The sequence below is a fragment of the Antarcticibacterium sp. 1MA-6-2 genome (assembly GCF_021535135.1).
Taxonomy (GTDB): Bacteria; Bacteroidota; Bacteroidia; order Flavobacteriales; family Flavobacteriaceae; genus Gillisia.
Map to the genome: position 1 here is coordinate 2,223,981 of NZ_CP091036.1, position 16,354 is coordinate 2,240,334.

The 16,354-nt window shown below is 36.3% G+C and carries 18 protein-coding genes, 1 tRNA gene and 2 pseudogenes; 5 read left to right on the plus strand and 16 right to left on the minus strand.

Features of this window, described 5'->3' with window-relative positions:
- Window positions 1–83: 83 nt before the first annotated feature.
- The 10 genes and pseudogenes from LZ575_RS11290 to LZ575_RS11330 all read right to left on the minus strand — a co-directional run bounded on the left by LZ575_RS11290 (window position 84) and on the right by LZ575_RS11330 (window position 7,267).
- Window positions 84–1,568 (minus strand): protein-disulfide reductase DsbD, encoded by a 1,485-nt coding sequence (locus LZ575_RS11290; RefSeq protein ID WP_235324689.1) that lies wholly within the window; start codon window positions 1,566–1,568, stop codon window positions 84–86.
- A complete protein-coding gene (locus LZ575_RS11295) occupies window positions 1,498–1,941 on the minus strand; it encodes a protein-disulfide reductase DsbD domain-containing protein (protein WP_235324692.1) in 444 nt (147 codons plus the stop codon). The genes LZ575_RS11290 and LZ575_RS11295 overlap by 71 nt, the downstream gene beginning before the upstream one ends.
- Window positions 1,904–2,197, minus strand: a complete 294-nt coding sequence (locus tag LZ575_RS11300; protein ID WP_235324695.1) for a hypothetical protein — start codon at window positions 2,195–2,197, stop codon at window positions 1,904–1,906. The genes LZ575_RS11295 and LZ575_RS11300 overlap by 38 nt, the downstream gene beginning before the upstream one ends.
- Before the next feature lie 101 nt (window positions 2,198–2,298).
- Window positions 2,299–2,760 (minus strand): TlpA disulfide reductase family protein, encoded by a 462-nt coding sequence (locus LZ575_RS11305; RefSeq protein ID WP_311195753.1) that lies wholly within the window; start codon window positions 2,758–2,760, stop codon window positions 2,299–2,301.
- Window positions 2,744–2,893: a hypothetical protein gene (locus LZ575_RS23670; RefSeq protein WP_311195754.1), complete on the minus strand. Its 150-nt coding sequence runs from the start codon at window positions 2,891–2,893 to the stop codon at window positions 2,744–2,746. The genes LZ575_RS11305 and LZ575_RS23670 overlap by 17 nt, the downstream gene beginning before the upstream one ends.
- Before the next feature lie 39 nt (window positions 2,894–2,932).
- On the minus strand, window positions 2,933–3,214 hold the full coding sequence (locus tag LZ575_RS11310) for a heavy-metal-associated domain-containing protein (protein ID WP_311195755.1): 282 nt from the start codon (window positions 3,212–3,214) through the stop codon (window positions 2,933–2,935).
- Window positions 3,215–3,362: 148 nt separating this feature from the next.
- Window positions 3,363–3,983, minus strand: a complete 621-nt coding sequence (locus tag LZ575_RS11315) for a bifunctional 2-polyprenyl-6-hydroxyphenol methylase/3-demethylubiquinol 3-O-methyltransferase UbiG (RefSeq protein WP_235324696.1) — start codon at window positions 3,981–3,983, stop codon at window positions 3,363–3,365.
- 43 nt (window positions 3,984–4,026) lie between these two features.
- A pseudogene (locus LZ575_RS11320) lies at window positions 4,027–4,826 on the minus strand (sulfite exporter TauE/SafE family protein).
- 78 nt (window positions 4,827–4,904) lie between these two features.
- Entirely contained in the window at window positions 4,905–5,537 is a 633-nt protein-coding gene (locus LZ575_RS11325; RefSeq protein ID WP_235324697.1) for a Crp/Fnr family transcriptional regulator, read from the minus strand.
- Window positions 5,538–6,259: 722 nt separating this feature from the next.
- Complete coding sequence (locus LZ575_RS11330) at window positions 6,260–7,267, minus strand: IS110 family transposase (RefSeq protein ID WP_235324700.1); 1,008 nt, start codon at window positions 7,265–7,267, stop codon at window positions 6,260–6,262.
- Between the two features lie 399 nt (window positions 7,268–7,666).
- On the opposite strand from LZ575_RS11330, the gene LZ575_RS11335 reads away from it, so the two are divergent.
- Window positions 7,667–8,017, plus strand: coding sequence for a single-stranded DNA-binding protein (locus tag LZ575_RS11335; protein ID WP_235324701.1), 351 nt, complete (start codon window positions 7,667–7,669; stop codon window positions 8,015–8,017).
- Between the two features lie 68 nt (window positions 8,018–8,085).
- Window positions 8,086–8,535: a RadC family protein gene (locus LZ575_RS11340; protein WP_235324702.1), complete on the plus strand. Its 450-nt coding sequence runs from the start codon at window positions 8,086–8,088 to the stop codon at window positions 8,533–8,535.
- 866 nt (window positions 8,536–9,401) lie between these two features.
- On the opposite strand, the gene LZ575_RS11345 is transcribed toward LZ575_RS11340, so the two are convergent.
- Genes LZ575_RS11345 through LZ575_RS11355 form a run of 3 tightly spaced genes read right to left on the minus strand, consistent with a single transcriptional unit; the run spans window position 9,402 to window position 11,011 of the window.
- Window positions 9,402–9,740, minus strand: coding sequence for a hypothetical protein (locus LZ575_RS11345; protein WP_235324703.1), 339 nt, complete (start codon window positions 9,738–9,740; stop codon window positions 9,402–9,404).
- Complete coding sequence (locus tag LZ575_RS11350; RefSeq protein WP_235324704.1) at window positions 9,724–10,131, minus strand: hypothetical protein; 408 nt, start codon at window positions 10,129–10,131, stop codon at window positions 9,724–9,726. The genes LZ575_RS11345 and LZ575_RS11350 overlap by 17 nt, the downstream gene beginning before the upstream one ends.
- A complete protein-coding gene (locus LZ575_RS11355; protein WP_235324705.1) occupies window positions 10,097–11,011 on the minus strand; it encodes a hypothetical protein in 915 nt (304 codons plus the stop codon). Before LZ575_RS11355 ends, LZ575_RS11350 begins: the two co-directional genes overlap by 35 nt.
- A gap of 148 nt (window positions 11,012–11,159) precedes the next feature.
- On the opposite strand from LZ575_RS11355, the gene LZ575_RS11360 reads away from it, so the two are divergent.
- The 3 genes from LZ575_RS11360 (at window position 11,160) to LZ575_RS11370 (ending at window position 13,344) form a co-directional block, all read left to right on the plus strand.
- Window positions 11,160–11,576, plus strand: a complete 417-nt coding sequence (locus LZ575_RS11360; protein ID WP_235324707.1) for a helix-turn-helix domain-containing protein — start codon at window positions 11,160–11,162, stop codon at window positions 11,574–11,576.
- 83 nt (window positions 11,577–11,659) lie between these two features.
- On the plus strand, window positions 11,660–12,712 hold the full coding sequence (locus LZ575_RS11365) for a DUF262 domain-containing protein (protein ID WP_235324709.1): 1,053 nt from the start codon (window positions 11,660–11,662) through the stop codon (window positions 12,710–12,712).
- Window positions 12,713–12,723: 11 nt separating this feature from the next.
- Window positions 12,724–13,344, plus strand: a complete 621-nt coding sequence (locus LZ575_RS11370; protein ID WP_235324711.1) for an MAE_28990/MAE_18760 family HEPN-like nuclease — start codon at window positions 12,724–12,726, stop codon at window positions 13,342–13,344.
- Window positions 13,345–13,462: 118 nt separating this feature from the next.
- On the opposite strand, the pseudogene LZ575_RS11375 reads toward LZ575_RS11370, so the two are convergent.
- The 3 genes and pseudogenes from LZ575_RS11375 to LZ575_RS11385 all read right to left on the minus strand — a co-directional run bounded on the left by LZ575_RS11375 (window position 13,463) and on the right by LZ575_RS11385 (window position 16,325).
- Window positions 13,463–14,565, minus strand: a pseudogene (locus LZ575_RS11375) (IS3 family transposase).
- A gap of 201 nt (window positions 14,566–14,766) precedes the next feature.
- A complete protein-coding gene (locus LZ575_RS11380) occupies window positions 14,767–16,020 on the minus strand; it encodes a site-specific integrase (RefSeq protein WP_235324712.1) in 1,254 nt (417 codons plus the stop codon).
- A 228-nt stretch (window positions 16,021–16,248) separates the two neighbouring features.
- Window positions 16,249–16,325, minus strand: a tRNA-Arg gene (locus tag LZ575_RS11385).
- Window positions 16,326–16,354 lie beyond the last annotated feature (29 nt).

The window sequence follows — 16,354 nt, forward strand, 5'->3', positions numbered from 1 at the left end:
TTCTCACTGTACAATCTTAGGAAAGATAAACATACCAGAAGATGAAACTGTTTCAAGAACTAATTCTTTACTGGTTCAAATTTTTAACCTTTACCTAATTCAATACTTCCCTTGTAAAACTCTTCTTTTCCCTGATCCAGGAATGAAATAAATGCTGCTACATCAAGATCATATCCTTTGGGTGTTGCAAGTAAGTTCCCTTCCTCTCCAAGCAGCGTGTAATAAGGCTGTGCATTGGCATTAAGCTTCTGGATCATAAAATCCATATTTTGAGCGCCTATTGTTTTTTTGACTTTCCCGTCATAGGCTGAGGTATACCATTTTTCCTTTGGTAATTCTGTCTTTTCGTCAACATAGAGCGCAACCACTACATAATCATTTTTAAGCCTCCTAAGGACTTCCGGATCACTCCACACGTTTGCTTCCATTTCACGGCAGTTTACACAGCCGTGGCCTGTAAAATCGATAAACAAGGGTTTATGTTGTTCCCGGGCGCAAGCAACAGCTTCTTCGTAGTCAAAAAATCCCTGAATCCCGTGTGGTAATTTAAGAAAATCACTATACAAAGGTGTTCCGCAGGAGTTGATACTAGTTTCGGGCTCAGAGCTTATAGAAGCCGTAGTCAGATTAAAATCCTGTGACCCCATAGGCGGTAAGTAACCTGAAAGTGCTTTTAATGGAGCACCAAAAAGTCCCGGAATGAGGTACACTACAAAACTGAACACCAGAATTGCCAACATTAGCCGGGGAACTGAAACACTTTCTATTTTCTTTTCGTGCGGGAAGACAAGCTTCCCGAGCAAATAAAAACCTAAAAGTGCAAATATTACGATCCAGAGTGCAAGATAAATTTCCCTGTCAAGGATGTTCCAGTGGTAGACCTGGTCAACCATACTAAGGAATTTTAATGCCAAAGCCAGTTCTAAAAATCCAAGTATAACTTTAACTGTATTCAACCAGCCCCCGCTCTTTGGAAGAGAACTCAGCCAACCCGGGAAAAAGGCAAAAAGGGTGAAGGGAATTGCAAAAGCCAATGAAAACCCAAGCATACCTACTAAGGGCATAATCGCTTCTCCACTGGCGGCCTGCAGCAAAATTGTTCCGGCAATAGGACCAGTACAACTAAAACTTACCAGTACCAGGGTAAATGCCATAAAGAAAATTCCTAAAAGACCTCCTCTTTCTGCCTGCCTGTCTACCTTATTAATTAAATTGTTTGGTAAAGTAATTTCAAACATTCCGAAGAAGGAAAGGGCAAAAAGCAGGAAGATTGCAAAGAACAGTAGATTTGGAAGCCAGTGTGTGGACAGGAAATTCGCAAATCCGGCGCCAAATAGCACTGCAAACAAAGATCCAACAACGGTGTAAATAGCTATGATAAACACGCCATATAAAAAAGCATTAATCTTACCTTTTTTACCTCCCGAACCTTTAGTAAAAAAGGTTACAGTCATAGGGATCATTGGAAAAACGCAGGGAGTTAATAAAGCTGCAAGGCTAAGCGCCAAAGGAGATAAAAAAGAAGGCCAGTAATCCTGTCCAACCCTGATCAATGTCTTCAGATTCATCTTTGAAAGAATTTTGAAAAGGTTCCAGGGATTTCATATTTTCAACTGCAGAAACATTTTCACTTTCTTCTATAATTCCATTTTCCCGTGATGAAAACATATCATAAATTCTGGAGTTTTCAATCTCACTTTCTTTATTACCTGTTGCAGCAATGTTATTTCCTGTACTATCAAACGCGAAATCTGTTTCAAAAGGAATGCATTGGCCACTGACATCTGAACATATTTGATAGAAAATACTTCCTCTAAATTCCGGTGCCTCCTTTTTAATAAGTACTTCCTGATTAAATTTCGCAGTTTCAGTAAAATAGGTGTATTCTCCTTCCCAAATCGCATCATATTTTCGCTTTTGCCCCACTAAGCTGTATCTCATCGAGCAGTTCGTATTGATCGTCTTCATGAAAACTAAATTCAGTTATCAGTGGTCCTACTTCAGGATCAAAGTCACTGGAATACATATACCAACCATCAGGAATCTCTGCTTCAAAATGTATAGTCACTTTTTCCCCGATCTTGGAAGGAATTTTACTAAATGTAATCTCCCATTCTGGCGGTTCTATTACCTGACCAATAACAGAAGATGTTCCGCAAAGCAGAAGCGTTAAAATAATGGTAAGTTTTAATTTCATAGACAAAAAAACAGGCTCGATATATTCTCGAAACAACAGTGAAAAATTTTATCAAAGAGAAAAAAGGAGCAGGAAGGAAAAAAATTCTTGCTGCTTTTAAATTAGTATTGGTTTTTAAGAAATTCCCTGAACTCCTTAGTATCGAAATCTCCCATCCCTTGATGTGTCATAACAAGATTTCCCTGCGCATCTATAACATAAGTAGTAGGAATGCTTTGGGTGTAATACATTTGCGGCATACTACCATCGGGCATATATACTTCGAAGTCATAGCCTTTTTTCTTATGGAAATCAATGGCTTTTTGAAAATCCTGGTCGACAGACAAAATTATAAATGCTACTTTGTCTTTATCAATATCCTTGTAAAGTTTGTTAATTCCAGGCATTTCAGCAATACAGGGAGGACACCAGGTTGCCCATATATTAATAAAGATCACCTTCCCCCTTAGATCCTCCATAGCCACTTTTTCACCTTTAGAGTTTATAAGCTTCATCGAAAAATCTGCTTTTGGATAGGTTTCATTCACAGCAAGGTCAGATTTCTGCTCAAGATCTGGATCCATTATGCTTAGTTGCAAGTATCCCCCGTTGAAGAAATCCAAAAACTTCTGTATGTAAACCTGTGAAATAGAGGCCGCCAAAAATGGCTATTATAATTCCGTATTCTATTAAACCTTTTTTAGTCTTTTTCTTCATTACATGTTTTTTATAAATAAATAGTTTTAGGCCGGAGTTTTAAAAACTCCCCTCCTGCATTTTTCCACTTGCACAACTTATATAAGAACTAGCTTTTATAAGCAATGAATTTTTATTATCTACTGCAGGATATCCAAGTTTCTTCAATTTCTCCTTGACCTTAAATGCATCTTCCGGGTCTTTATACCTGAATGCGACGGTAGAGGAATCTTTATCTACCTGCACTTCAACAATGTTATCTATTTCCAGTAGTTTGGCGGTTATAGTGTTCACACATCCACCGCATTTCAAATTTTGTATAGTTATAGTTGTTTTCATCATCTTCAGAATTTCTTATTTAAGATATAATCTTTCTGCCTTCAAAGATAACATCCCCATTAGCTCTGGGCTGTAACAAAAGTTACAGTAAGCAGAATAAAAAAGGCATCCGATAATTATGGATGCCTTATGAAGAATTTGTGTGTGAATTTCAATTCCAGTTCCTTTTTTCAGCAACAAACCTTATCACCCAGCCTTTGCCTTTATGGAAATCCCCTTCGTTCAATTCAATTTCACCTTCATAGAATTCAACGAAGTGTAATTCTTGGAAATTTTCTCTCATTTCTATTTCCGAAAACAACATTCTTTCCTCCTGTGGACCTCCAACTGCCGGATTCAATTTCTGGTATTGCGGATGTTTTGGACCAAATCCTTCAAAGATTACTTTCCCCCCTTCTTTAAGATATTGATGAATTAAGCTAAAAAACTGCTTTCGCTCCGGCGGCGGAAAATGTGCGTAAATAAGGGCTATTGCATCAAATTCCTCCTCTTTAACTCTTAGGTGTTGTAGATCGGAGGTGTTGTAATTAATTCGCACACCCTCCTCTTTAGCCAATTTAAGAGCTTTTTTTCTACCCTCTGCACTAATATCAAACGCAGATACTTTCCAACCTTCTTTTGCTGCAAATACAGCATTTCTGCCTTCCCCTTCCGCAGGAAAGAAGATCCTTCCCGGTTGTAATTCTTTCAGCTTCGCTTTCAGGTAATCATTTGGATCTTTTCCATAGACATAATCGTCCCGTTTATACCTTTCGTCCCAAAATTCTTTCATTTCTTTAATTTTCTTTTTTTATTGTTGGTTACTTTGAATGGTCTTACGATATTTCCATCCACACTATGTAAATTCCCATTACTAGCACAAACCAGCCGAAAGCCTTTTTAAGTTTTTGACCATTGATAAATTTATTGAGATAATCACCAACCAATATTCCCAGGATAGAAATATCTGGTGAATATCAGCAGGAAAATCCAGTCAATATCCAGGTTCTGTATATCCCCTATAAATCCTATTAAAGATTTTACTGCAATAATAAGAAGGGAAGTTGCGACCGCTTTTTTCATCGGTAACTTAGCAAGTAACACAAGTGCAGGAATAATAAGGAAACCACCACTAAGCACCTACTATTCCTGTTAGTACACCCACCACGAGTCCTTCAACTATTATTAAAGGGTAATTATATTTGACCTTGGTCTCACTAAGGTCTTCCTTTCCGTTGTTTTTAATCATTGAAATTGAGGCCACAATCATAATAACTGCAAAAAATAGCATTATCCCGATGTTTTTAGTCACCTCAAATCCCCAAAGTGTAAAAATATGTTCAGGAATTGCTGGGACCAAAAAGTAGCGGGTACTATAAACAGCTATAAATGCAGGAATAGCAAAAACTGCGGCAGTGCGAAAATCTACCAATTTATCTTTCATTTTTTTCATTGCCCCTATAAGGGAGGAGGCGCCAACAACAAAAAGAGAGTAAGCTGTTGCAGTAACAGGATTAACAGCCAAAAGATAAACAAGCACGGGTACAGTAAGTATAGACCCACCACCCCCTATGAGCCCCAAACTAACACCTATTACTAAAGCACCAAAGTATCCTAAAAGATCAATTATTTCCAAAGTTCCTTTTTTTTAAGTTCAAGCAAAAGTAACTCCGGCTTTCAGGCTGGGCAGTAACAAAAGTTACAGACCTATGGATTATAGATCATGTACAACAATGTGGTTTCGTTGTAAAAGAATTTTTCCTTCCATTTCAAGTCTTTTTAATAATCTTGAAATAACAACACGGGACGTATTTAAGTCATAGGCAATTTGCTGATGTGTCACTTGAAGTTCCTCGGACTGATTTATTTTCGCTTTGTCCTGCAAATAACGCAGTAACCGTTGATCCATATTAAGGAAGGCAATTGTATCAATTGTTTCGAGCATTTCAGACAATCGGGATTGGTAACTTTCGAACACGAAATTTCTCCAACTTTTATATTTTGCGGTCCAATCTTCTATTTTAACCACAGGCACCATTACAAAAGAAGTATCTCTTTCAGCTACTGCTCTAACCTCACTTTTGGTCTGACCCAGGCAGCAAGAGAGGGTAATTGCGCAAGTGTCCCCTCGCTCCAGGAAATAAAGCAGTAATTCATTACCATCCTTATCCTCCCGTAAAATTTTGATGGCACCTTCCAGAAGCAAAGGCATAGAAGTAATGTAATCACTAATATCCATAATGATTTCCCCTTCCCTGGCAAATTTCAACACGCCCACTTCATTAATTTCTTGGATTAACTCTTCTTCAAAAATAAATCCGTAAGCTTCTTTTAATTCCTCTAACATTTTAAATATATATTTTAAGTGAGTTGAATTTACAGCCTTAAATATACTTCATCGAAATGTAAATTATGGGGTTATTATTGGGTGGCCCAAAAGTCATAACCATCACGCCCTTCTTTTTTTTCGATACAATTTAAGTTATCCCGAGTAATTCCCCCTCACAAAATACCTGAAGGAAGATTATATAACTCAAGATCTTCACCAGATTTCCCGCCCCTCCGCTTCTCGGGAGGGCTTGAAACCAGGCTCGTCTATAGGTCTTGGACACGAGGAAAAAAGCCTAATATATTCTGGAACTCTATAACTCCGATTGAATTACTTCATAAACTCCATTCTTTGATATAACAGTAAGCTTTTTCCCTTGAGTCCGCTGTTTCTGGATTCCATAACTTGTTTTATTTCCGCCTCCTGTTCCAGTTATACTCTTCCCTACTCCATTTTTGAACTACCCAGGTCTTCACTGCAACTACCTTTTTTTACTATGCAAAATACCAAAATTTAGAAGTTAGTACAGACTGCATAAACCTAGGTCACTGCGCTCCCTATTTATAAGTCCTCCCTAATTCTAAATTTCGAAACTGTATAAGCATCAAAAAAAGGTACTGCGATAAAAAACAATCTTTTTTTTGTTTTTTTACATGGAGTACGTGGCATTGTTGAAATGGAACAACTCTTAAAAAGGAGTTGTTTCCAATCCAACAAGCACAACACCAAAATCATTATTTCTAATCTGAAAATAAATAATCTGGATTATACTCTGATCCATTTTTCCAAATCGTATAGATAAGCACTAGTAGTTTTCTTGCCACTGCAGTCACTGCAATCTTTTTTATGGATTTCTTCTCTGACAAGCGATTATAGAATATTTTCAGGTTTGGATTATGTTGTAGGGAAGATAATGCGGGCATATAGAGTGCAGATCTTATAAAACTGTTCCCCTTTTTACTTATGGTCGTCTTTCCAGCGTAAAGACCTGACTGCCGATGCTGTATGTCAAATCCACAATAGCTTACCAATTGTTTGGAATTGCGTACGAGCGCAAAAGCATTCGTCTCGCCCAAAATACAAGCGATGGTCATGAACCCTACTCCTGGTATGGTCTCCATCTTTCTGATCCGTTCGTCCAGAATGCTATCTTTTCTAACAACTAGCTTGATCTCAGATTCCACCTGTGAAATCTGCTTTTCCAGTAATTGGATTTGTTGTTTAAGTCTCTTACCAACTGTGGGGGGACATTTATGAGAATTGTCCTTTGCATGCAGTTGATTTTTGGTCATAGTAAGTTTGGCCTTAAGGCTACGGTAATCCCTTGTTAGGATCTTTAAAGTTCTCATTTGAAGGGAGGGAATTTCCCAATGATCCAATTTCCTTTCCAAGCCCATCCTGCACAAAAGCTTAGCATCCACACTATCGGTCTTTGTCTTTATGTTATGGCTCTTGGCAAAGTAGTTTACTTTGTTGGGAAGTACTACCGATAAGTAAAAATCCCTCTCTTGAAGCCAATAAGCCAAATTTTCATAATAGACACCAGTGGCTTCCATCACAAAAAAAATTTCTGCAGGATCTTTTTTCTTCTTCAACCATTCCAGTAGTTTTTTAAAACCTTTAAGGTCATTTGTAAACTTCTGCACCTTAGAAAATTGTAATTCACCGAATTCGGAATACAAACCATAGGAGCATTCAAGGGAATCTTTTGATACATCAATTCCCACACAAAATTGTACTGTATTCATAATACTAGGATTTAATGAGGCAGGAAGCTTCTTATGATCTATTCTCGTCTTTACGCGGGATGCATAAAAGCTCCCTAAGTACTGCCCAGATTCTGAGAAACGAATGGGAACAGGGTATGTGTCTTTTTTACGGTATATCTCACGGACTACCTGGTAACAGCTATATCTCCTATTCCCACTGCCTTTTTCTCCAAAGAAACTAAAAGAACCTTAATGAATTACAAACGTACGAGGTAACAGCGACGGCACTACGGGAAGTAAATCAAAAACGGAAACAATGAAATCATACAAAATCCACAAAAAGGAAGCGGAAATAAAGTTAAAAATCAAAAAAAGGAAAACGCTCGGGATACAATAAGTAAATCACTAAAATTTTATAAACCTTAATCTTTATTATTTATGAAAACTCTAAAAAACAAAGTTCAACTAATTGGGAATGTGGGAGACACTCCTAAAATGCACACTTTCGAGAATGGAAAAAAAGTAGCTCGATTTTCATTAGCAACCAATGATTATTTCATGAAGGACGACGAGAAAATTCAACAAACCGAATGGCACAATTTGGTGGCCTGGGGTAAACAAGCTGATTTAGTAGAAAAGTATGTTGAAAAAGGTTCTGAATTAGCAATAGCGGGAAAATTAACCTCCCGTTCCTTTGAAAGCGCAGGAGGCGAAAAACATGTAGTTACAGAAATAGTAGTCAATGAACTTCTTCTATTAAGTTCCAAAGAAAATTCCACCAAAAATTAAAAACAAAAAAAGAGGGCGTTCCCGTGAAAAGTTGCGCCCTCTCTTTCTAACATTTAATAAATGCCGTTATGAAAACCAAAGTTAATGAAATATCGATAAGTTACAGCGGAAACTTGAAAACTAAAGATCTGCCTAAAATTTCCTCGTCCCATGATGCATTTTCCCTCTTCTATGAAAATTGGGATTTAAAGAATATTGGGCTCCACGAATCTTTTAAAATTCTCTTGTTAAACAACTCAAATAAGGTAAAGGGGATTTATACCCTTTCCTCCGGTGGAATAACAGGAACTTTAGTAGATGTGAGAATATTGTTTGCAGTACTGCTGAAAAGTTTAACAACCGCTGTAATAATAGCACATAACCACCCTAGTGGAAACTTAAAACCCAGTGAAGCAGACAAGCAACTCACAAAAAAAATAACTCAAGGAGGCGAATATTTTGATATAAAGGTACTGGATCATTTAATAATTATTCCTGATGGGGATTATTTTAGTTTTGCCGATGAAGGACTCCTTTAAAGATTAGGAACGGGTGGCAATTTAGCCGCCCGTTTTCTTTTTCTATTATTCCCAATAAGAACAAGATTCCACTAAGAATTTTCTCAATTTTTAGAATATTTTCTCTTAAAATTTTCCTTGAAAGGAACGCATAACTTCTCCTTGAATACCTTCGGAAAGGTTGAAATTTTGTCCCGTCGTGCGGGACAAAAAGGAATAGCAAGAGGGTAACGGGCAGAGCCCAGTTACGTTTTCATATTTCCCTGATTCACAATAATATAAGAATTTATTTACAATAATTTTTTATTAAATTTGCGTCAAAACCTTTGGAAACCCTTGTAAATAGGGAATTTTTTGCGTCAAAAGTCACTTAAAATGGAATTTAAGTTGGTCCTCACCACATTTCCTTTCATTCAGCAAACGCTACATTTCAGGAAAAGAGGTTCGTCCAAAATCTTAAACACGAGTCAAAAAAGATCATGATTTTATATAGAAGAAATGTTTGAAGATCTTTTTTGTCTCAAGTCCCCTAGTTCGGAACCAAAAATAATATTCTCATTTTCAGAAGAAAGAAACAGAATTTGAAATTAGCGGCCTGCATAAAGCCGCTTTGCTTTTTATAAGGCCTTTCCTAATTTCAAATTCTAAAATGTAAGGCTACATCAAAAGGTAATGCATACAGCTCTGAAAGAAGTAAGTGGAAATGAAACAAAAAGAGATCCTTATTTTTCATCTCGGGGGATTGCTAAAAATTTCTTCTTGTAATAATCAAAGGAAAATGCACCAGATAAAAAAAGTAAATGGTTTAAGTAAGCGGAATTTTTTGAAAGCTCTAGCCCATTTATCTATTAACCACAAAACTTCATATTTGAATCTCATCCAGAATCTTAGGTAGTACTATTTTTTTCTTTTTGCTTTAAAAATGGTCTTATTTCATCCAGTAATTCTGCTTCGTCTACTGGGAGTAATTGCAAAATCAATTCCAGTACACCTTGGATATTAAGGGGTCGCTTTATGTAAGGAGACGCGCCTTCAGCATCATAACAAGCTTCTGTAATACACAGTTTCAGTAAATCAGAGATTGTAGAGATAAGCTCCACATAACTGGTAAATTCAATTTGGGCTCTGTACGATCTTTCTCTTTCTTCATCTTCTCTAAGGGTGCGAAATAAATTTGGCGCGAGCCTCCTTAATCTGGCGAGATCATTTTTATCCTTTTTTTTCATTGTGTCCAAGTTTAGTAATTCTTGAAATGTCATTAGTTTTTTGGGTTTCCTGTTTCTCCTTATCGATAATTTCTTCAATACGATCCATATAATTCATTTGATCATAAGGGAGCAGATCAATTACCATTTCCAATACAAGACCAATACTGGCTTCTCCTGTAATATGGGAGAGACTTTTTGAACTAAAACTACCCTGCCCGTCTAAAGCTATAACACATACTTCTAATAAGGCTGAGATTCGCATCATGTAATCCGCGTGATCTTCTACGGTAAGGCTGACTTTCTTTAGGTTTTTCCTGCATTCAGGAATAGGCTGGAGCCCATCCTTACGATTCTCCAGTAAGGATATTATAGCCTTATACTTCTCCCTCTTCTTCAATTTCTTTTTCATCTGATTTAGATTTTAATTGTAATAATTGTTTCTGAAGTAGAGGTTCCACCTTCTTTTTAAAAGACAAGCAACAGTGATGTAAGTATTGTACATCTTCCTTTGTGAAAATATCGGTACTACGAAACCGTAAATCACTGGCACTTGTTTTAAGTAATTCTTTTAGTCTTTGATCCTGGAATAATTCAATTGGCCAAGTAATTTCCTGATGATGGCAACAGCTTTGACATAGCTGTAGGAGATAAAAAATATGAAATTGGTTGGGGTGGTAATGAATAAAAGAATATAGAATCGCTAAGGAAAGCTGTTCAATACTGTTACGAAGAAGAAAAGCAGCGGTTAGAGGCTGGTCCAGAAATTGAGTAGCATTGCTCAACAGGCTTTCGGAAATCATCAATCGATTTTCGCAGTACCTGATGATGCCTTTATAATTAAGGTCAGGAAGGTTGTCTAACTTCAACTTAGCTATTTCGAAGGGTATGCCATAGATCAACCAACCCGACCTAATTATTTTTTGGAAAAGATGCTGATGTTCATTATTAGAGAGAGCTATTTGTTTAGGACTGTAGCATAATAAACCCAGATTAATCTCTCCTTTAAATTGTTTAGAAACAATATCAGCGAGATTTGCTGTAGCGTTGGGAGGGAAATTGGTGCCAATAAGCAGAAGGCTTAATTGCCAATGTTGCTCTTTTTGTCCAGTTTTATCTATAAGTATATTGTGTTTCAAATTTTCTTCAGATTGAAAGCCAAAGCAGTAGGCAGCTTCTAATTCCAGGTGCTTTAATAGAATTTGCACAACTTCGTTAAAAACTTGTTGAATAGTCTTTGCAGTGTTTGAAATTCTAGTAGAAGAAACTCTTATATTTGTTAATGCCTCCATGATGTTGATTTTTAGTTCTTAATGAAGGTAAAAACAACCAGAGCCGTACCCTACCAATAGGCTTTGTATTATACTCATTCCATTGGTATTTTACCCATTAGGGTTATATAAAAAAGTTTAGAAGAAGAAATCTATTATATTGTGAATTATGACAACATCAACCAAAACAAACCACATCGGCCGTAAGATTGCGCGTATTCGTGAATTACGCGGGATGAAACAAGAAACTCTTGCCGAAGAGTTAGGCCTTAGCCAGCAAAGTGTTTCCCACTTGGAACAAAGTGAAACTTTGGAAGAAGAAAAACTTGAAAAAGTAGCGAAGGTTTTAGGAGTTACTAAAGAGGCGATTGAAAACTTTTCCGAAGATCACGTGATAAATTACTTCAATAACTTTTATGATAACAGTGCCTCCCAAGGCAATAGCTTTAATCAAGGAATTTATCCAACTTTCAATCCTCTTGATAAACTGGTGGAAGCTTACGAAGAAAACAAAAAGCTTTATGAGCGCCTGGTTCAGGCTGAAAAGGATAAGGTGGCATATTTGGAGAAGTTGTTAAAAAAATAATTAAATCTTTGGAATTAATCCCGCCTTCCGAGCGGGATATTTTTTACATAAGAAATCTTCGAGGGAAATGAATTAATAATATCATGAATAAAATAGAAAAATTAGAAAAAAAACTACAACAAACAAGAAATAGTCTCAATACTGATCGACTTGATATGTCATTCGGTGAAATTATGAGTATGTATGAAAGGGATGAAATTATTATTGATCCAGACTTTCAGAGATTATTTCGATGGGATACATATCAAAAAACAAGGTTTCTTGAGTCTATCTTAATTGGTATTCCTGTTCCTCCTATTTTTGTTGCAGAAGACGAAAATGGTAGATGGGAACTTGTAGACGGTCTTCAAAGGATTTCGACTGTCTTTTCTTTTTTCGGAATTCTAAAAAATACCCAGGACAAAAATAATTGGGTAATGTGTAAAGGTGATTTAACTGAAGAACTAGAAAATCTTGCTTCAAAAGACCTGCCCTTAAAATTTCAGTTAAACATTAAACGAGCAACATGTCGAATTGAAATCATCAAATGGAATAGTGGTTTTGACATGAGGTATGAATTGTTCAACAGATTAAATACGGGAGGTTCTGAGTTGACGGATCAAGAGATAAGGAACGCTATATTTAGAGGGGTATCAAAGGAGTTCAATATATTTCTCCGGAATTGTGCTGAGCATGATAAGTTTGTACAACTTATTCAGCCCACAGAGAGGCAACTTGAACAACTTTATATGGACGAATTAGTTTTGCGTTTTTGTGCTTTAACAGATGGACAAGATGAACTCTCAGAAAACATATCACAACACATGACTAATTATATGAAAAAAACAGTTGCAGATGCTGATAGGATTCCAAAGCTTAAGGAGAAATTTGAAAACATGGTAGCCTTACTTCATCCGGTCGGAAAGGAAGTATTTAGGGGTGCAAATAATGTTTTTTCAACAAGTTTATATGACTGTGTCGCCATTGGCATAACAAAATATTATGATAAGTACAAAGGAGTTAGAACTGATGAACTTATAGATAAAGTTAACCAATTAAAAGAATCAGATTCCTTCAGAAAAGCTTCAGGATCTGCCTCTGCAAGTAAATCTAGAATCTTAAAAAGAATTGAAGTGGCGGACGAAATTTTCGGGTGAGGTACTGTTTCATGAAAGGATTTATAAAAGAAATACTGGCAGATATTGATTGGAGAACCTCGGAATTGGCTACTCTTAAAACTATTCCTATAAGGTATAGCTTTAGCCCGGATCATAAAGATTTACATATTAAATATGCTATTCCAGCTATTTACTCAATATGGGAAGGTTTTGTAAAGAATTGTTTTACGATTTATTCCAACCATCTCAATACCCTCTCATTAAATCGATCTAATATTTCCTATGCGTTACTTACTCACCATATTGATTCGGAATGTGAATTCAATAATCCTAGGGTAAATTTTGAAAAAAAAGTGAAGCTTGTCCAATCATTAGACATTTTGTTTCAGGAGAATATTACACTAAAGCCTCAAATACCAACAGAATCAAATGTCAATCTGAAGGTTTTGAATCGAATATTAGAACGATATTGCATTTCAGAAGTTGACAATAAATATAATAATGGCTTAAATAAGCTTCTACTCTTCAGAAATAAAATAGCCCATGGTGAAAATTCCATTATAGTGAATATGACTCACCTAACAGAATTTGTCTCTCTAGTGGAAAATTTAATGCTGGATATTGTTATTGGAGTTGAATCATGTGAAAAAGAAGAAACTTACAAGAAGTGATTTTTTTCATTAGATTAATTTGCATTTATTAATAAACATTCAATAAAATAAATGGTTGTTCTAAAGATAGTTTATAAAATATATTTTGTATTTTAATAACACAAAATGTAAGCTTCCCCTAATTAGAACTGCTTGATTTTATAAAATTATTGTTTTTCGTTTTATCTGTGGTTTTTAGAAGGGAATTATATTTTGCATATTCTATAGGGGCCATTTTACCTAATGCATCATGAGGTCTTTGATTATTATAATCATCCATCCATACCTGGGTTTGTTCCCTTACCTGGTCCAGGTCTTCAAAAATGTATTTATTTAAGACTCCTCTCCTGTAGGTTCCATTGAATCGTTCAATAAAAGCATTCTGTGTAGGTTTTCCTGGCTGGATATATTGGAAGTCGATTCCGTGCATCTGGCTCCATTCTGAAGCTATGTTGGCTACAAACTCGGGACCATTATCCATTCTTATTTTCTGAGGTTTTTTTCTTCGGTTAATGAGGTGGTTTAACACCCAAATCACTCTATTGCTAGGCAAGGAGAAATCAACTTCTATGTGAAGAGCTTCCCGGTTATAATCATCAATTATTGTAAAGGCTCTAAACCTTCTTTTGTTATCCAGAACATCTGTTACAAAATTCATGCTCCAGGTATGGTTGGGAGTTTCAGGCACTTCTAAGGGTTCTTTCACTCTTGCTGGTAATCTTTTCTTCTTTTTGCGTCTTAGGCTTAAACCAAGGTTCTTATATACACGATAAACTCTTTTATGATTCCATGGCTTCCTTTCCTTGCGCAGCCGATCATAAGCCATTCAAAAGCCTTCTTCACTATATTTTTCTGCCTTTTGCTTTAAGGTTTCTTCTATAGGTTTGTCATCTTTAGGAAGAGGTGAATAATAAAACACGCTCTTGCTCAAATTTAGGACACGGCACGCCCTTCTTATGCCGTAATGAGCAAGGTCTTTAGCTATGGTTCTCTTACGGCAAGGCTTAAGAGCTTTTTTTCGATAATCTCTTTGGCCATCTCGTGATCCAGGGACAGAGTGGCATACATTTGCTTTAGTCGGTGATTTTCCTCCTCTAATTCCTTGAGCCGCTTAAGTTCTTTACCGTTCATTCCGCTAAAGCGTTCTCGCCATTTATAAAAAGCAGCAGTACTTACACCATATTCACGGCTAATTTCAGGAGCAGTTTTACCATTATCAAACTCCTTAAGGATCTTAGCAATCTGCTGTGGGGAAAATTTACTTTTTTTTCATACTGTTTAAATTTAAGAATTATTCTACTTTTAAACAGTTCGGCTTTAAGGGAAGCATACAAGATCTTATCCTTACCTCCCCACGAACTGTAATATGATGTTCCTATGAAATAAGCAGTAACCATACCAGCTCAAATAACTTCTTCATACTTAAATCATCTTTCTCTTTTACTATTGATCAGGAAATTTTTTCACTCCCTTATTCTGTTCGAGAACAAGCTTCAAATTATTCATATCCCTGCTCACTTTGTTTTCCAGGACACGGGCATATATTTGCGTTGTTGCAATTTTAGTATGACCTAAAAGCTTAGAAACAGTTTCTATAGGTACCCCGTTACTCAAAGTAATGGTTGTTGCAAATGTGTGTCTGGCCATATGATAGGTTAGATTCTTTTTTATACCGCAAAGTATCGCAACTTCCTTTAAATATACATTCAGCTTTTCGTTGGTAATGATCGGAAGGAGACTTCCACTAATTATTGTCATAGGATGCTGGCTGTATTTTTTTATTAGATCGAGTGCCGGATCAAGTAAAGGTACTTTAATTGGAGTTTTTGTTTTCTGCCGTTTTGTTACTATCCAATTATTCCCGTCAATACCCATTAAAATATTATCTTCTGTCAACTTCATTACGTCGACATAGCTAATTCCTGTGTAGCAGCTAAAGACGAAAAGATCTCGAACGCGATCTAATCTATCTAGTGGAAATTCATAGGTTTCAAGATTTGAAAGTTCATTGGCCGATAAAAATTCACGTTCTTTCTTTTCAAAGGTGGTTTTCCAACGCCGGAACGGATCTTTATCTACCCATTCCATATTATAGGCAAGCCTAATCACCTTTCTCAAGCGCTGTATATGCTTCATAACTGTATTATGACTCATGGCTCTGGGGTGGCCATTAGGATAATAGGTACTAAGGAAATATTCAAAATCACAGAGGAACTTGTAATCCAGATCTTTTAAATATACATCTGAAGTTTTCCTGTCCTTCTTTAAAAATTTTTGAACATAGCCTTCAGTGATCCCGAAGTTTCTAATGGTTCCGGAAGCCAAAGTGCTTGCTATTTTCCTGGAATGGTAGTCCAGCAAATTTTGCAGCGTTTTGGAAGTCTCATCATCTCCCAAATATGCCGCCTTTATTACTTTGGCTGTAATTAATTTTCTTTTAAATAGTAGATCCTGGTAACATTGAAACAAGTTAGAATGGACAAGATCCAAATACTGGTTTACTTGCTTTGCTTCCGCAGAATTTCCTCTTGCCCTCTTTTTAGCAGAATCCCATAATTCCAGCGGAATTCTCCTTTTCAAACTAATGATGGCTCTCTGGCTGTTCACGGTAATCCTGGCAAAAATGATTACCTGATTACCTGATACTTTTTTTGGGTTTACCAAAAAAAGAATTGAAAATGTGTTAGACGTATTCATAGTTGTCATCTTTTAATTAAACAATTAATAATTAGATGAAAGTCAAATCAACTATACAGTCCTTCTATAAAATTCTCTAAAAGACACCTAAGGTGCCTTTTAAAAATTAAGGTGTCTTTTAGGTGACATTTTAATTCAAATTGTGTCAAATTAAATGTATTCCTAAAAACTTGAAAACCACGCTAATCCTAAGATTTGCGTGGTTTTGCAGCTAATTGTTATTAGCTTTGGTGACCCCGGAGGGATTCAAACCCCCAACCCTCAGAGCCGAAATCTGATGCGCTATTCAGTTGCGCCACGGGGCCTTGTTTTCAGACCTCACAGGTTTTTAAAA

Bases quoted from the DNA above. Each gene is read 5' to 3' on its own strand.
- LZ575_RS11365 (WP_235324709.1), top strand. From the start codon at position 11,660: ATGAATAAAATAGAAAAATTAGAAAAAAAACTACAACAAACAAGAAAT.
- LZ575_RS11290 (WP_235324689.1), bottom strand. From the start codon at position 1,568: ATGAATCTGAAGACATTGATCAGGGTTGGACAGGATTACTGGCCTTCT.
- LZ575_RS11345 (WP_235324703.1), bottom strand. From the start codon at position 9,740: ATGAAAAAAAAGGATAAAAATGATCTCGCCAGATTAAGGAGGCTCGCG.
- LZ575_RS11370 (WP_235324711.1), top strand. From the start codon at position 12,724: ATGAAAGGATTTATAAAAGAAATACTGGCAGATATTGATTGGAGAACC.
- LZ575_RS11325 (WP_235324697.1), bottom strand. From the start codon at position 5,537: ATGTTAGAGGAATTAAAAGAAGCTTACGGATTTATTTTTGAAGAAGAG.
- LZ575_RS11355 (WP_235324705.1), bottom strand. From the start codon at position 11,011: ATGGAGGCATTAACAAATATAAGAGTTTCTTCTACTAGAATTTCAAAC.
- LZ575_RS11350 (WP_235324704.1), bottom strand. From the start codon at position 10,131: ATGAAAAAGAAATTGAAGAAGAGGGAGAAGTATAAGGCTATAATATCC.
- LZ575_RS11315 (WP_235324696.1), bottom strand. From the start codon at position 3,983: ATGAAAGAATTTTGGGACGAAAGGTATAAACGGGACGATTATGTCTAT.
- LZ575_RS11295 (WP_235324692.1), bottom strand. From the start codon at position 1,941: ATGAGATACAGCTTAGTGGGGCAAAAGCGAAAATATGATGCGATTTGG.
- LZ575_RS11360 (WP_235324707.1), top strand. From the start codon at position 11,160: ATGACAACATCAACCAAAACAAACCACATCGGCCGTAAGATTGCGCGT.
- LZ575_RS11330 (WP_235324700.1), bottom strand. From the start codon at position 7,267: ATGAATACAGTACAATTTTGTGTGGGAATTGATGTATCAAAAGATTCC.
- LZ575_RS11300 (WP_235324695.1), bottom strand. From the start codon at position 2,197: ATGAAATTAAAACTTACCATTATTTTAACGCTTCTGCTTTGCGGAACA.
- LZ575_RS11380 (WP_235324712.1), bottom strand. From the start codon at position 16,020: ATGAATACGTCTAACACATTTTCAATTCTTTTTTTGGTAAACCCAAAA.
- LZ575_RS11305 (WP_311195753.1), bottom strand. From the start codon at position 2,760: ATGGATCCAGATCTTGAGCAGAAATCTGACCTTGCTGTGAATGAAACC.
- LZ575_RS23670 (WP_311195754.1), bottom strand. From the start codon at position 2,893: ATGAAGAAAAAGACTAAAAAAGGTTTAATAGAATACGGAATTATAATA.
- LZ575_RS11310 (WP_311195755.1), bottom strand. From the start codon at position 3,214: ATGATGAAAACAACTATAACTATACAAAATTTGAAATGCGGTGGATGT.
- LZ575_RS11335 (WP_235324701.1), top strand. From the start codon at position 7,667: ATGAAAACTCTAAAAAACAAAGTTCAACTAATTGGGAATGTGGGAGAC.
- LZ575_RS11340 (WP_235324702.1), top strand. From the start codon at position 8,086: ATGAAAACCAAAGTTAATGAAATATCGATAAGTTACAGCGGAAACTTG.